Raw genomic sequence first — 13513 nt, 5'->3', positions numbered from 1 at the left:
CATAATCCACCCTCTTAATATAAGGAGAATAAAATGAAAAAACTTTCAAAAATATTAGTGGTACTGTTGTCTATATTTATACTATTTGGATGCAATAAAAAAACTGAGATAACGGATAAAGAGGTAAAAGAGTTTGCACATAATTTTGTGAAAAGTTATATCCTAACCGAAAAACCTTATGATTATAAAGAAATGTATGAAAAATATTTAGATCCAGATAATGAAATGTTTAATAAGGAAATGTATATAAGGCAAAGTTCAATTGAAATACACTCAAAATTAGGTTTATTAGGGGGTAAATCTCATATTGAAATTATAAATGAAAAAGTTAGTAAAATAGATGAAGAATTTATTTATGATGCAGATTTAAAGATATTTAATAATGAAGAAAACCCCCAAAAAATAAGACTTGTAATGAAAGATGATAAAGATTCATTAAAAGTAATAAATTATTATGGAAGTTCATATGAAAATTTAAGTTTGTTTCTGAGTAAGGTAGCAGGAGACGATGTGAATAACGATGGACCTGAGTACTATGGACAAGCAACTTCAGCAACTGGAGAAGAGCTTAAAGAACTCCAAAGAGCTAATCTGTTAGATTTATTAGAGGATGAAACAAGACAAGAAGTGCATGAATTTCCTGAATATTTAGAGAAGTAAGCCCTAAGTCTAACTTAGGGTCTTTTTATATCCCATGTTTTCTATATGTTAACATGGGTATTATTAATTCAGGAGGTAAATATGAAGAACAATAAAACAATGAAGATTGTACTTCCTATTGTAATAGTGCTTGCACTTGTAGGAATGTACTTTGTTAAGAATAAGGAGAGTTTAAAAACCTCTTCTAATGTTGAAACAAATGTTAACTCAACTGAAACTGCAAACTCAGATGTAGAGGGAGACTTTTCACTTGACATAGAAAGTGGACTTCCAAAGCTTGAAGAGTATGCAAAGGCAGGTCTTCCTGCGATAATTGACTATGGATCAGACACCTGTCCACCATGTAGAATGATGGAGCCAGAGTATAAAAGTTTTCATGAGAAGATGGTGGGAAAGGCATTTGTAAAATACGTTGATATTGACGAAAACCCAGATGCGGCAAAGGAAGCGCCAATTCAAGTTATTCCAACTCAAATATTTTACAACGCCGATGGAACTCCTTTTGAACCGAGCAAGGAACTAAGGGAGAAGTATCAACTTCAAATGTACAATCACAAGGTTACAAAAAAACCTATGTTTACAATTCATCAAGGCTTCTTAAATGAAGAACAGCTTCTTGAAATTGTAAAGGAAATGGGAGTTGAAGAGTAATGATTCAAAATTGGCTCAGTCAAATTGCACAGGTTATAGGGGACAATGTGTGGATAGCGCCGGTACTTGCAATTGTGGCAGGGATTTTAACTTCCCTTACACCTTGTAGCCTTTCCATGGTTCCCCTTATAATTTCCTATGTATCAGGCCTTGAAGAGAGGGACACTAAGAGGGCTTTCAAATATTCGGTGCTATTTGCAATTGGAATGGCAATAACCTTTGTAAGTCTTTCCGTTGTTGCAATGTTGGCGGGGAAATTAATTGGAAACACTTCGAGAACATGGTATATCATCCTTGGAGTGCTAATGATTTTAATGGCCCTTCAAACCTGGGGCATCTATAATTTTATTCCGTCAAAAAAACTTATGATGAAGGACAAGAAGAGAGGAAGCATCGGTGCATTCCTTGCGGGAATTGTCGGAGGATTTTTCTCATCACCATGCTCAACGCCAGTACTAGTTGCACTTCTTGGAATTCTTTCAGGCACGGGAAATATTCTTTGGGGAATACTTTTGATGCTTATGTATTCACTGGGACATAGTTTCTTAATAATTCTTTCAGGAACTTCAGTTGGATATGTAAAAAAGATGAAAAATAGTGAAACTTATTCAAAGGTTGGAAATATTTTAAATAATATTTTAGGATTTTTAGTACTATTAATAGGTTTTTATATGTTTTGGAATGCATTTTAAAAGGGACAGCTTCGGCTATCCCTTTTTTTAGTCTATATTGATATAGTCATCTTCACTTTTTGAGTTGGTCTTTGGAACTTTTACTTCAAGTATTCCGTCATTTAACTTTGCCTTTAGACCTTCTTTTTCTACATTTTCAAAGTATAATGTTCTTGACATAGAGCTGTACTTCATTTCTCTATGAACATAGTTTTTATCCTTAGAAGTCTCTTCAGTTTCTTCTCTCTTTTCAGCGTCAATGGTAAGTTCGCCATTTTTAAATGAAAGTTTTACTTCATCCTTTTTAAATCCAGGCAATTCTGCTTCTACTAAATATGAATCTTCTAATTCTCTTACATCTACTTTAAAATTTGTATTACCAGATAGATTGATATTTTCAGTGAAAAAATCATCCATCATACCATATAGATCCTTAAATTGACCTTGTAATGCGCTTGTCTTTCTTGGTGAAATTTTTTTAAACATATTATCATCTCCTTTGTAGAAGTCCATTACCTATAATTATTATACCAGGTAGGTCAAAGAAAGTCAAAGTTTTTTATATTTAGCAAGTGCAATCTTCAGTGGGGGAACAAGCAATACATATAGTACTGCATTTCCAACTCCATGCATTATATCAAAGTAAAGTCCGTTTAAGTAGTACACAAAAAAGTTTGTGGTCTTAGAGAACATGGCGGCAGTAAATATTGAAATGATAAATCCATAAAAAATTCCACTAAAAGCTGCAAAGACAGTTTGAAGTAGCATTGAATTTTTAAATTTTTTTATTTTAGAAAGAAAAAAGGAAAGAAATATTATTATGCTGTAGGATAGGATTTGATAAAAGGTCCATGGGCCAAATCCAAGATACATATTTGAAATAAAGATTACCAGCGCATTGACTATTAGGGAATCTGCAAGACCCATGTAGATGGATAAAAAAATTAAAATTACAGTTACTGGCTGCACATTTGGCACGGGAGCCATTACAATCCGTCCAAGGGCGGTGGCTCCCGTTAAAACTGCTAACAGGGCTATTCTCTTATTACTCACTTTTTAATTCTTCCAATGTAAAAACAACTTCATCCTTGTCATGAAGTTCAAATTGATTTGCTCCAACTTCTGCCATTTCACCGTTAACGGTGTATAACCAATACTTTTTTGAGCCTTCGTCTTGGGTGTGACCGTCAATTGATGTAATAAAACCATCTTTTTCTTCAACTTCTAAACTTCTCTTCATAACATCAAGGAGTTTTTCACCTTCGTTAAAGTCCAAAGTTTCTTTTTTAAAGCTCTCTCCGTCTTCAATTAGTTCGATGGTGGCTTCTAGACTGTACTCACTTGAAGTTGTTGAGTCAGCATTAGAGTTATTTTTACATCCTACAAATGTAAAAGCTACTGCTAATAGCAATAGTATGCTTAAAAATCTTTTTTTCATTTTATCTTCCTTTCTTTTTTTGTTAAATTTATTTTAACATATTCAAAGTAATATCGAAATAATCTTAATTCATGTGTTAAAATAATATGTAGAAATATAACGAAAAATTTTGTTGAAAGCGAATAGAAATATTATTATCTTTCTATCGGAAAAATTTAAAAACTAATGTATAATGAGAAAAAATTACTAAAGGGAGAAAAAATGAAAAAATCTTTTAAAAATTACTTAGCAATTGGCTCCATGCTATTCGGACTTTTCTTTGGAGCGGGAAATTTAATATTTCCAGTGCTAATGGGGCAGTTGTCAGGACAAAATTATGTGCCAGCACTTATTGGTTTTTTAACTACTGCAGTTGGTATGCCATTTTTGGGAGTCCTTGCAGTTGGATATAGTAAGTCAGAGGACTTGCTTGATATGACGAAGAAGATAGGAAGGGGATATGGTTACTTTTTTACAATTTGCCTCTACCTTACAATAGGGCCTTTCTTCGCCCTGCCAAGACTTAGTACCACATCTTTTGAAGTTGGAATCAGCAGCAAAATTCCTGAAAGTAAGACTGCAATTATCCTACTTGCATTTACATTTGTATTTTATTTAGTTGCCCTTCTATTGGCATTAAATCCAAACAAGATTATGACCTATGTAGGAAAGGTTTTAAATCCAATGTTTTTAATTGTGTTATCGGTGCTTTTAGTTTTTACATTTATAAAACCCATGGGAGATGCAAATTTGCAACCAGTTATGGAAAGCTATCAAAATTCTCCTTTCTCAAAGGGATTTGTTGAAGGCTATAACACCATGGACGTGTTGGCGGCCCTTGCCTTTTCAGTAATAGTTATAAATTCAATTAGACAAATTGGAGTTAATGAGCCAGGAGAAATAGTTAAGTACACAATCAAGTCAGGTATAGTTACGGTAGTGCTTATGGCTGTTATATATGGCTCACTGGTATATATGGGCGCAACTAGTTTAGGAGTATTATCACCTGCAGAAAATGGAGGAATCGCCCTTTACGATATTTCAAAATACTTTTTGGGAAGCATGGGTCAGATTCTCCTTGCCATAATTGTTACAGTGGCATGCTTGAAAACTGCCATAGGACTTATAACTGCATGTTCCGAAGTGTTTAACAAAATATTTCCAAAGGTAAGTTATAAAAAGTTTGCAGTTGCCATTGCAATTGTTTCATTTGTTATTTCAAATGTTGGGTTAAGTCAAATAATAAAACTTTCGCTTCCAGTGCTTATTTTTCTTTATCCATTGTCAATTGCAATGATATTTTTGGTGCTTTCCTCAAAATTATTTAAAAATGATATGACAGTGTTTAGAGTAACATTGGTGTTCACTGCTATTGCATCAATGTTTGACGTGTTTGGGGTGCTACCTGAAGGTTTAAAGAATACAAAATTTGTTCAAGGTGCGCTTAGTTTTGCCAGTAAAAACATTCCGCTTTACGACATCTCATTTGGTTGGGTTGTAATAACTCTTGTAGGTTTTGTATTTGCATTAATTGTTAGACAACTTAAAAATAAAAACTTACACTTGCTTAGGAAGTTTAGCTTGGTGCTTCAAATAATTGCAAGTATAATAATGTTTCAAGGAATTTTCCAGTACTATATAAGTAGAGAAAATCTATTTGTTCCAATCTTTGGACTATTCATATTCATAATATCCATCGCCTTTAGATATGTAATTTTAAAGAATAACTTCTATGTCCAAAAATTACAAAAGACAAAGGCTGCAATGATTCTTAGTAGATTTGGAACGATTTTAGCATTTTTTGCGATGTACTTTTTACCAAATATGTACTTTTTAAATACCATCGTTGGAGGAATTCTATTTAACCTTGGCGTTTTATTAAACGATAGATATTTGAAATACTACACTGAAGTGGAATATAATGAGTATAAGAAAAATAATTAATAAAAAGGATGGTAATACCATCTTTTTTTAGTGGGTGAATTATGGAAATAGTAGTACTAAATATGTGTATGATTTACAATGCAAAGACAAAAGAGGTCTTGGTTTTAGATAAGCCAATTAAAGAGGGCTGGGAGGGGTTAACATTCCCCGGTGGCCATGTGGAGCCTGTGGAGTCAATTCACGACTCCGTTATAAGGGAGATTAAGGAAGAGACCAACCTTGACATTAGTGATATCAAGCTAAAGGGAATCGTTCAGTGGTATGACAAGAGCATTGACCAAAGGCTTTTGTCCCACCTCTATTACACAGAGAGCTTTGAAGGTGAGCTTATTGAAGACTCTCCCGAAGGTAAATTATTTTGGATGGATCTACAAGAATTTATAGAAATGGAAAACAAGTCTGCGTCCATGGATGAAATGCTTGAGCTATACATGGGTAAGTGCGAAGAGATTGTTTTTTATTTTAATGGAAAGGAATTAGAAGAAGTAAAGTACTATTAGGAGGTATTTATGACTTCAAATAATATTGATAAATTAAAAGAGATAATTAAAAAGTCTAACAACATCGTTTTTTTCGGTGGAGCAGGAGTATCTACGGCGTCGGGCATACCGGACTTTCGTTCCGCTACAGGCCTTTACAATGAAAAGAACAACAAGGGATATAGCCCCGAGTATATGCTTAGTCACGAATTTTTTAGTGAACATCCTAGGGAGTTTATGGACTATGTGAGGAATAATTTAATCTATGAAGAGGCAAAGCCAAACAAATGTCACTTGGCACTTAAAAAGCTTGAAGATATGGGTAAGCTAAAGGGCATTGTGACACAAAACATTGACTCCCTTCATCAGCTTGCGGGAAGTAAAAATGTAGTTGAAATTCATGGAAACCTTCGTGACTACCACTGCGTAAACTGTGGAAAGTACTTAAGTTTTGAGGATATGAAGGAGAGAGATTTTTCGATAAAATGTCCAAACTGTGGTGGAGTTTTAAGGCCAGATGTGGTTTTATATGGGGAGGCACTGGACTTAGAAAATATAAATAACGCCATAAATTTAATTGAAAATGCAGAAATTTTAATTGTAGGAGGATCATCATTAATGGTTTATCCTGCAGCGGGTTTTATAGATTATTTTAGAGGGGACACTTTGGTTTTAATCAATAAAACGAAAACGAGCTACGACAGCAGGGCCGACTTTGTGTTTTACGAAGACATTGGAAACACTATGTCACAGCTTGCTAATATCTAGCTATAAATAATAGGTATAGCCAAAACACGGGTATTTCATTGACAATACTCGTGTTTTTTTCTATACTCAAATCATTAATTTCCTAGACCTTTAAGGAGGACTAAATGATAGAAGTAAAAAATCTTATTAAAGAATTTGCTCTAGAAGATAAAAAGTTTAGAGCAGTAGATGATGTTTCATTTAAAGTATCGGGAGGAGAAATTTATGGAATTATTGGTTTAAGTGGCGCAGGAAAATCTACTCTTGTAAGATGCTTAAACAGATTAGAAGAACCAACGTCGGGGACAATCTTTATAGATGACAAAGACATAACCGCAATGACAAAGAAAGAGTTGTTACAAGAGCGTAAAGATATATCGATGATATTTCAGTCCTTTAACCTCTTTAATCAAAAGACGGTTTTTGAAAATGTAGCTTATCCCCTTGAGATAGCAAACATACCGAAGTCTGAAATAGAAAATAGGGTAAACGAACTTTTAGAGTTTGTGGATTTAACAGAAAAGAAAAATTCCTATCCTTCAGAGATATCCGGTGGACAAAAACAAAGAGTTGCCATAGCGAGGGCAATAGCTACAAAACCAAAAGTACTACTTAGCGATGAAGGTACATCGGCCTTGGACCCGGCGAACACAAAACAAATTCTTGAACTATTTAGAAAGATTGTTAAAGAATTGAACACAACCATAATAATGATTACACATCAAATGGAAGTGGCAAAGGATGTTTGCGACAGAATTGCAGTAATGGAAAATGGAAAGATAATTGAAGAAAATACTGTAAAGGGTCTTTTCGCAAATCCAAAGAACAAGAGGACATTATCCTTTATAGAAAACTTGATTGAACCAGACGAGTCACTGGCATGGAAAAAACTTGATACTAACGGCAGACTTTTAAGATTGTCCTATGACGAAGAAAATTCTAAAAAGCCGGTGCTTTCAAACTTGATAAAGAGTTTTGATATACCAATAAACTTGATTCAAGGAAAGATAAATTCAGTTATTGGGGACTCCTTGGGGTACATGATTATAGAAGTTCTCGGTGACAACGAAGAAGTTGGAAAGGTACTTGACTACCTTGAAGAAAACAATGTGAAAGTGGAGGTGTTGTAATGAGTTATAAAGAGATATTGGAATTAGTTATACCGGAAACCTTCACTACACTATACATGGTCTTTGCAACGGCGCTTATATCCATTGCAATCGGACTACCACTGGGAATACTACTTATGATAAGTAGACCTGGGGGAATTAAAGAGATGCCAAAGCTATACAAAGTGCTCGATGCAATTATAAATATTTTTAGATCCATTCCATTTGTAATATTAATACTTCTTGTAATACCACTGGCAAGGCTATTACTTGGTAGATCTACAGGAACACAGGCTTCAATACTATCCCTATCAATAGCTACAATACCATTTGTGGCAAGACTAATGGAAGGTTACTTCATCTCCATAGACAAGGGGTTAATCGAAGCGGCGGAATCAATGGGATCAACAAATGGACAGATTGTAAAAAAGGTCATCATACCAGAGTCGTTACCTTTGATTGTTTCTGGAATTACGATGACGATTATAAATATAGTTGGTTATTCAGCAATGGTTGGAATCCTTGGTGGAGGAGGCCTTGGACAACTTGCATATAGATATGGTTACCAAAGAAGAATGTACAATGTACTTTTAGTAGCAGTCTTTATAATTATAGTTATTGTTCAAATAGTACAGCTTTTAGGTAGTTTTATCAGTAAAAAAATAGACAAAAAATAAAGGAGAGAAATATGAAAAAGAAAATTTTATTAGGAGCAATAGTGCTATCACTAGTTGCTTTCACAGGATGTAAAAATGGAGATGCAAACAAAGCATCAACAGGAGCGGCTGCAGATACAGGAGCAGCTGCAGGAGAACATGAAGTAGTAAAAGTTGGTGCAACAGCTGTACCACATGCAGAGATTCTTGAAGCATTAAAAGATGACTTTGAAAAAGAAGGAATAACAGTGGAAGTTGTTCCATTTGATGACTATGTTATGCCAAATACAGCCCTTGAAGAAAAGACAATTGACGCAAACTTCTACCAACATAAACAATATCTACAACAACAAATAGATGAGTTAGGATATGACTTTGTGTCAGCTGGAGATATTCATACAGAGCCAATGGGAATATATTCAACTAAATATGAATCTTTAGATGAAATACCAGACGGAGCAGAAGTAATCATTCCAGATGACGTTTCAAATGGAGCAAGAGCATTACAACTTTTAGAAAAACAAGGTCTTATTAAATTAAAAGACAGCAACGACATTAAAGCAACTGAAAAAGATATTGTAGAAAATCCAAAGAACTTAAAGTTCACAATCGTAGAAGCTGCAAACATTGCAAACACATATCAAGACGTTGACCTTGGAGTTATTAACTCAAACTACGCATTACAAGTAGGCCTTAACCCAGTAAAAGATTCACTTGCGATTGAAGGAAACGACTCACCTTTCGTAAACATTATAGTTGTTAGAAAAGGTGATGAAAACTCTGACAAGATTAAGAAACTTGTAAAGGTATTAACTTCAAAAGAATGTGCTGACTTTATAAATGAAAAATATAAAGGCGCAGTAGTACCTGCATTTGAAACAAAATAAAAATTCATTCTCCTCAATGAATTAAAAAATAAGTAAGATGATGAAGAAAAAAATTGTGTATCAACCTAAATCCTAATATAGGGTAAGGGTTGATACATTTTTTAGTACCATAAATAGTGTAAGAAAGGAAGTAATTCCTATCTTGCACTATTTTTGTATAATGAAGATGTAGTATGACGAGGCGTTTTTAGGGTTGAAACATCCGCCAATAAAACTGTCAACTACCTTTTCATTATTCATATTCGGTTAAGCAGGTTGGGCAAAACGTCCGTGTCACAAGCTAAAAAGAGTGTAATGGTGCAGGTAGAAACTACAAAATAATAAGAAAGAAGGAAAATTATGATATCTGTAGGAATAGACATATCAAAAGAAAAAATAACAGTTTGTGCATTAGAACAAGGAAACAAAATAATTTGGAAACCCTTTGATGTTTCTCTTAAAAAAACAAAAGTAGAAGAATTAATAGAGAAACTAGAAAAATTAAAAGAAGAAGTAAAAATAACAATGGAAGCAACAGGAAAATATCATCTACCAATACTTTATGAATTAAAAGATAGAGGATACTTTGTAACAGTAATAAATCCATTAAAAATGAAACAATATTGTCGAGCATTAAACTTTAGAAAAGCAAAAAATGACAAGATGGATGCAAAACAAATAGCAGAATATGGACTAATGTATTGGAAAGAATTAGAAGAATACAAAGTAGATGAAGAAAACTACAGAGTCTTAAAAGAATTAAACAGAAACTACCAACATTACATGGAGCTAAGAATCGATCAAATGAACTACATAGATCAAACAATACATCAAACATTTCCAGGCATAAAAAAACTAATACTACATAATTCAGGAGACTTTTCAAAAGACAAACTCTTAGACTTTTTAGAAAAATGGTGGCATAAAGACCTAGTATTAAAAAAAACAGAAAAAGAATTTATAGAAGAATATAAAAGGTGGGCAAAAGAAAAGAGATACCATCCAAATGCAAACAAAGCAAAAGCCATTTACCAATTAGCAGAGGATAGTATCTCAACACAACCTTCCCATAACTCAAAAATAGAAACAAATATCAGAGAAGGAATAAACCTGATAAAACAAATAAATCAGATTCTAAATAGAATTTTATCACAAATGATAGAAATATCCGAGCCCTTAGAAGAATATCAAGAAGCAAAAAAATTCTCAGGAATATCAGAAAAATTAGCAGTACAAATAGTAGCAGAATTTGGCGACCTATCAAAATTTAAAAACAAAAAAAGCCTAATATCCTTTATAGGAATAGACGCACCACCATATGAATCAGGAAACTTTAAAGCAGATCAAAGGAAAATAAGTAAAAGAGGAAATGCAATACTAAGAAAAGTAGGCTACCAGGCAATGAAATGTATGATGAGTGCTAAAAAACCAGAAAATGAAATATATAAGTACATGATAAAAAAAGAAAAAGAAGGAAAAGCCAAAAAAGTATGTAAATTTGCAGGATTAAACAAATTCTTAAGAATCTACTATGCAAGAGTTATGGAATCAAAAGCTCAAAAACAAGAATTAAAAGTAGCATAAAATCTAAAATTACACTAAACAAACCGATTGATTACACTCGGTTTGTTTGCCATGCAATAATTTAATTACTCAAATAATCAAATAACCTGAAATTAATTTCAGGTTATGCTTGACTTTTGTTAGCAGGTTTTATTGGAAAATAAATAATAAGAAAACATTGACAAGTATCGATATGGGGTGTATAATAAAAATGAAATCGAAAGTTATCGATATCATTGAAGAATATCGATATATAAAATAAAGAAAGGGGGAATTATGAAAAGATCATACGCAGAGTTCGCGCCTATATTCAAGGTTTTGTCCGATGAAACCAGGCTAAAAATAATTGATATGCTCTCATGTGGCGAGATTTGTGCCTGTGATATTTTGGATGGTTTGAGTATTTCTCAATCAACTCTAAGCTATCACATGAAAAACTTAACGGACTCAGGCCTTGTCAACGGAAGAAGGGATGGGGCTTGGATGAGATATACTCTGAACCTTGAGAGAATAGGAGAGGTTAAAGACTTCCTAGATTATATTACTGAAGATAAAGAAGACTGTATTTGTAAAAAATGTAAGGAAAAGTAAATGCTAAAGGAGTGTTAGAATGAAACAAATGGTAATTTATGACCCAGCAATGTGCTGCCCAACAGGTTTATGTGGACCATCAATAGACAAGAACTTATTAAGGGTATCCACAGCGATTAGTAGATTAAGCAAAAAGAATATAGAAGTAATAAGACATAACCTAAATGACGAACCACAACTTTACGCTGAAAATGATAAAATAAGCAAACTGTTAAATGAAGAAGGGGTAGATGTACTTCCTATAACAATGGTTGACAATGAAGTAGTCAAAACAAGAGAATACCCTACAAATGATGAATTTGTTGAATTTTTAGATATACCTAAAGAATATATAATGTCTGGTTTAGAAATTCGAAGAATGAAAAAGAATAAAGAAAACAAATAGATAGGATAGGAGGTCAATGTGTATACAAGATTCAATCCAGAAAATATTAAGCTAAATAAGTATCTTTTCTTTACAGGCAAGGGTGGCGTAGGTAAAACTTCTATAGCTTCAAGTCTTGCTATAAACCTAGCAGACCAAGGTAAAAAAGTTATACTTGTAAGTACAGACCCTGCCTCAAACTTACAGGATATTTTTGATACAGACTTAGACAATAAAGTAAGAGATATAGATAAGGTAAAGAATTTAAAACTAGCTAACTTTGAACCAGAGAAAGCCCTAGAAGACTATAAAGAAAGCGTAGTTGGGCCCCAAAGAGGCAAGTTGCCGGATGAGGTTATAAAAGCCATGGAAGAACAGCTTTCAGGAACATGTACAACTGAAGTGGCAGCTTTTAAGGAGTTCACAAGCTTTATAGCTGATGAAGAGCTTGCAGAAGAATATGACCATATAATATTTGATACTGCTCCAACAGGTCATACACTAAGAATGCTAGAATTACCTTCAGCGTGGACAAACTTTTTAGATAACAACAAGTATGGAGCATCTTGCCTAGGCCAGCTATCAGGGCTAGATGAAGAAAGAGGTATTTATAAAAAAGCTGTTGAAAACCTAGCGGACAGTGACCTAACTAGCCTTATACTAGTTTCTAGACCTATAGAAACAGCTCTAAAGGAAGCGGCAAGGACATCAAATGAACTCCACGAAATTGGTATAGACAACCAAGTTCACATAATAAATGGTATGCTAGATTCCTATGATGATGATCTTTCAACAGCTATACACAATATGCAAAAAAAAGACGTGGAAGCAATGCCAGAAGGCCTAAAAGAGCTTGAAACTTATTATATTCCACTTAAACCATACAATACATCTAGTATTGAAAATCTTAGAAAATTTTTCTCAGATGATATAGAAGAAAAAATGGAGTCTTCAGTTACCATTGATACTAGCAAGATATCTAGGCTACAAGATGTTGTTGACGACCTATATAACAACGATAAAAAAGTTATCCTTACCATGGGTAAGGGTGGGGTAGGAAAAACAACTATAGCAGCTGCTATTGCCCTAGGCCTTAATGATAAAGGGAAAAAGGTTCATCTTGCAACAACAGACCCAGCCGACCATCTAAAATATATAATAACTGAAAGAGAAAATTTGGGTATTTCCTATATAGATGAAGATAAGGAGCTTGAATCTTATAGAGAGGAAGTCCTAGGAAAAGCAAAAGAAGAAGGGGCAAGTGAGGAAGACATTGACTATATCGAGGAAGATTTAAGAAGTCCATGTACCCAAGAAATTGCAGTATTTCGTGCCTTTGCTGAAATAGTAGACAAGTCAGAAGATGAAATAGTAGTAATAGACACAGCACCAACTGGTCATACTATCCTTCTTTTAGAATCAACCGAAAGCTATAATAGGGAAATTTCAAGAAACCAAGGAGATGTACCTGAATCAGCAAAGAAGCTACTACCAAGGCTTAAGGACAAAGATTATACAGAGGTTGTAATTATAGCCCTAGCAGAAGCAACTCCTTACTATGAAGCAAAAAGACTTAAGGAAGACCTAGATAGGGCAGGAATCTTTAATAAATGGTGGATCATCAACTCAAGTTACTTTGCAAGCGGCAGCCAAAACGAGATTTTAAAAGCTAGAGCCGAGCAAGAAAAAGAGTGGATCAAGACAATAGATGAAACATCTCAATCTAACACAGCCATTGTTGAGTGGATTCCAGAGGATTTAAAAGAAGATAATTTAAAAGATCTGTTATAAGAAT

General features: G+C 33.8%; 16 protein-coding genes. 13 read left to right on the top strand and 3 right to left on the bottom strand.

The annotated features are described in order from the left end of the window. The first annotated feature begins 33 nt into the window (after positions 1-33). The 3 genes from L6651_RS03955 (at position 34) to L6651_RS03945 (ending at position 2003) form a co-directional block, all read left to right on the top strand. Positions 34-660: a hypothetical protein gene (locus tag L6651_RS03955; RefSeq protein ID WP_237036715.1), complete on the top strand. Its 627-nt coding sequence runs from the start codon at positions 34-36 to the stop codon at positions 658-660. 81 nt (positions 661-741) lie between these two features. Next, positions 742-1311 carry a thioredoxin family protein gene (locus L6651_RS03950; RefSeq protein WP_237036714.1) on the top strand — a complete coding sequence of 190 codons (570 nt, stop codon included), beginning with the start codon at positions 742-744 and terminating at the stop codon, positions 1309-1311. Beyond that, positions 1311-2003, top strand: a complete 693-nt coding sequence (locus L6651_RS03945) for a cytochrome c biogenesis CcdA family protein (RefSeq protein WP_237036713.1) — start codon at positions 1311-1313, stop codon at positions 2001-2003. Before L6651_RS03950 ends, L6651_RS03945 begins: the two co-directional genes overlap by 1 nt. Before the next feature lie 27 nt (positions 2004-2030). On the opposite strand, the gene L6651_RS03940 is transcribed toward L6651_RS03945, so the two are convergent. From L6651_RS03940 to L6651_RS03930, 3 genes are all read right to left on the bottom strand, one after another. Continuing rightward, entirely contained in the window at positions 2031-2468 is a 438-nt protein-coding gene (locus L6651_RS03940) for an Hsp20/alpha crystallin family protein (protein WP_237036712.1), read from the bottom strand. Positions 2469-2531: 63 nt separating this feature from the next. Next, complete coding sequence (locus L6651_RS03935) at positions 2532-3035, bottom strand: hypothetical protein (protein ID WP_237036711.1); 504 nt, start codon at positions 3033-3035, stop codon at positions 2532-2534. After that, on the bottom strand, positions 3028-3420 hold the full coding sequence (locus tag L6651_RS03930; protein WP_237036710.1) for a DUF4430 domain-containing protein: 393 nt from the start codon (positions 3418-3420) through the stop codon (positions 3028-3030). The genes L6651_RS03935 and L6651_RS03930 overlap by 8 nt, the downstream gene beginning before the upstream one ends. A 201-nt stretch (positions 3421-3621) precedes the next feature. Here L6651_RS03930 and brnQ point away from each other — a divergent pair, with 201 nt between their 5' ends. From brnQ to arsA, 10 genes are all read left to right on the top strand, one after another. Beyond that, entirely contained in the window at positions 3622-5343 is a 1722-nt protein-coding gene (brnQ, locus tag L6651_RS03925; RefSeq protein WP_237036709.1) for a branched-chain amino acid transport system II carrier protein, read from the top strand. A gap of 41 nt (positions 5344-5384) precedes the next feature. Beyond that, entirely contained in the window at positions 5385-5843 is a 459-nt protein-coding gene (locus L6651_RS03920) for an 8-oxo-dGTP diphosphatase (protein WP_237036708.1), read from the top strand. A gap of 9 nt (positions 5844-5852) precedes the next feature. Continuing rightward, complete coding sequence (locus L6651_RS03915; protein WP_237036707.1) at positions 5853-6590, top strand: NAD-dependent protein deacylase; 738 nt, start codon at positions 5853-5855, stop codon at positions 6588-6590. A gap of 104 nt (positions 6591-6694) precedes the next feature. Continuing rightward, positions 6695-7699, top strand: a complete 1005-nt coding sequence (locus L6651_RS03910; RefSeq protein ID WP_237036706.1) for a methionine ABC transporter ATP-binding protein — start codon at positions 6695-6697, stop codon at positions 7697-7699. Next, positions 7699-8355 (top strand): methionine ABC transporter permease, encoded by a 657-nt coding sequence (locus L6651_RS03905; RefSeq protein WP_237036705.1) that lies wholly within the window; start codon positions 7699-7701, stop codon positions 8353-8355. Before L6651_RS03910 ends, L6651_RS03905 begins: the two co-directional genes overlap by 1 nt. 11 nt (positions 8356-8366) lie before the next feature. Beyond that, positions 8367-9221, top strand: a complete 855-nt coding sequence (locus L6651_RS03900) for a MetQ/NlpA family ABC transporter substrate-binding protein (protein WP_237036704.1) — start codon at positions 8367-8369, stop codon at positions 9219-9221. Positions 9222-9560: 339 nt separating this feature from the next. Then, positions 9561-10784, top strand: a complete 1224-nt coding sequence (locus tag L6651_RS03895; protein WP_237036510.1) for an IS110 family RNA-guided transposase — start codon at positions 9561-9563, stop codon at positions 10782-10784. Between the two features lie 255 nt (positions 10785-11039). Beyond that, positions 11040-11354 carry an ArsR/SmtB family transcription factor gene (locus L6651_RS03890; protein ID WP_237036703.1) on the top strand — a complete coding sequence of 105 codons (315 nt, stop codon included), beginning with the start codon at positions 11040-11042 and terminating at the stop codon, positions 11352-11354. A gap of 19 nt (positions 11355-11373) precedes the next feature. After that, the gene (gene arsD / locus L6651_RS03885) at positions 11374-11739 is read left to right on the top strand and encodes an arsenite efflux transporter metallochaperone ArsD (RefSeq protein WP_237036702.1); all 366 of its coding nucleotides are present in this window, start codon (positions 11374-11376) and stop codon (positions 11737-11739) included. An 18-nt stretch (positions 11740-11757) separates the two neighbouring features. Continuing rightward, a complete protein-coding gene (gene arsA, locus L6651_RS03880; RefSeq protein WP_237036701.1) occupies positions 11758-13509 on the top strand; it encodes an arsenical pump-driving ATPase in 1752 nt (583 codons plus the stop codon). Positions 13510-13513: the final 4 nt, after the last annotated feature.

Source organism: Mediannikoviicoccus vaginalis (assembly GCF_928097925.1).
GTDB lineage: Bacteria > Bacillota > Clostridia > Tissierellales > Peptoniphilaceae > Mediannikoviicoccus > Mediannikoviicoccus vaginalis.
The sequence above is the reverse complement of the archived record's forward strand: the minus strand, read 5'-3'. Positions and strand labels throughout refer to the sequence as shown.

What these genes read in the sequence shown, in the direction of transcription:
- L6651_RS03920 (WP_237036708.1), top strand. Translation starts at nt 5,385, where the DNA reads ATGGAAATAGTAGTACTAAATATGTGTATGATTTACAATGCAAAGACA.
- L6651_RS03910 (WP_237036706.1), top strand. Translation starts at nt 6,695, where the DNA reads ATGATAGAAGTAAAAAATCTTATTAAAGAATTTGCTCTAGAAGATAAA.
- L6651_RS03940 (WP_237036712.1), bottom strand. Translation starts at nt 2,468, where the DNA reads ATGTTTAAAAAAATTTCACCAAGAAAGACAAGCGCATTACAAGGTCAA.
- L6651_RS03890 (WP_237036703.1), top strand. Translation starts at nt 11,040, where the DNA reads ATGAAAAGATCATACGCAGAGTTCGCGCCTATATTCAAGGTTTTGTCC.
- L6651_RS03905 (WP_237036705.1), top strand. Translation starts at nt 7,699, where the DNA reads ATGAGTTATAAAGAGATATTGGAATTAGTTATACCGGAAACCTTCACT.
- L6651_RS03915 (WP_237036707.1), top strand. Translation starts at nt 5,853, where the DNA reads ATGACTTCAAATAATATTGATAAATTAAAAGAGATAATTAAAAAGTCT.
- L6651_RS03950 (WP_237036714.1), top strand. Translation starts at nt 742, where the DNA reads ATGAAGAACAATAAAACAATGAAGATTGTACTTCCTATTGTAATAGTG.
- L6651_RS03895 (WP_237036510.1), top strand. Translation starts at nt 9,561, where the DNA reads ATGATATCTGTAGGAATAGACATATCAAAAGAAAAAATAACAGTTTGT.
- L6651_RS03945 (WP_237036713.1), top strand. Translation starts at nt 1,311, where the DNA reads ATGATTCAAAATTGGCTCAGTCAAATTGCACAGGTTATAGGGGACAAT.
- arsD (WP_237036702.1), top strand. Translation starts at nt 11,374, where the DNA reads ATGAAACAAATGGTAATTTATGACCCAGCAATGTGCTGCCCAACAGGT.
- L6651_RS03930 (WP_237036710.1), bottom strand. Translation starts at nt 3,420, where the DNA reads ATGAAAAAAAGATTTTTAAGCATACTATTGCTATTAGCAGTAGCTTTT.
- L6651_RS03900 (WP_237036704.1), top strand. Translation starts at nt 8,367, where the DNA reads ATGAAAAAGAAAATTTTATTAGGAGCAATAGTGCTATCACTAGTTGCT.
- L6651_RS03955 (WP_237036715.1), top strand. Translation starts at nt 34, where the DNA reads ATGAAAAAACTTTCAAAAATATTAGTGGTACTGTTGTCTATATTTATA.
- brnQ (WP_237036709.1), top strand. Translation starts at nt 3,622, where the DNA reads ATGAAAAAATCTTTTAAAAATTACTTAGCAATTGGCTCCATGCTATTC.